1 protein-coding gene is annotated in these 575 nt (G+C 39.1%); it reads left to right on the forward strand.

The features are described from left to right. Positions 1-58: 58 nt before the first annotated feature. The coding region (folK, locus tag OZD68_RS00060) for a 2-amino-4-hydroxy-6-hydroxymethyldihydropteridine diphosphokinase (protein ID WP_338063248.1) at positions 59-575 on the forward strand (517 nt) is incomplete at its 3' end.

Below are 575 nucleotides of genomic sequence, written 5' to 3' on the forward strand. Positions count from 1 at the left end.
CTACTGCTCTACCATAGCCATAAGCACATATCTTATCCTATTCGGACTATTGCGAGAAGTGCTATACATTTCTATTGGCTCAAATATGGTGAATCGCTTTTCCCATTTACAAAAGGCTGCTCAGTTACTGCAGGAACGCTATTTTAAAAATTTAAAATCTTCAATTATTCTGGAAACTAAGGCTATTTTACCAAATGATGCTTCACCTGGGTGGGACAGGCCATTTCTAAATATGGTTGTGTATGGAAGTTGTTCTTCTTCTCCTGAAGAGCTGTTAAAGGGCCTTAAACAAATTGAATGTGACATTGGCCGTCTGCAGGTCTATGAAAAATGGGCACCTCGCGTTATTGATTTGGATATTTTGTTATGGGATGACCTGACACTTGATACACCATACCTTAAGATTCCTCACCCAGAATTGATAAACAGACCATTTTTGCTTCACTTGATGACAATGCTGAACCCTATGGCAGTAGTTAACAAAACGTTTGGTACTGTTAACCCTAACCATACGCGTCAAGTTAAGGAATGTAGAGAGCTTAAAGTAGATACCCTGGTCTTCCTATATCTGTCTT

Origin of the sequence: Wolbachia endosymbiont of Drosophila bicornuta (assembly GCF_028982105.1) — a bacterium.
Taxonomy (GTDB): Bacteria; Pseudomonadota; Alphaproteobacteria; order Rickettsiales; family Anaplasmataceae; genus Wolbachia; species Wolbachia pipientis.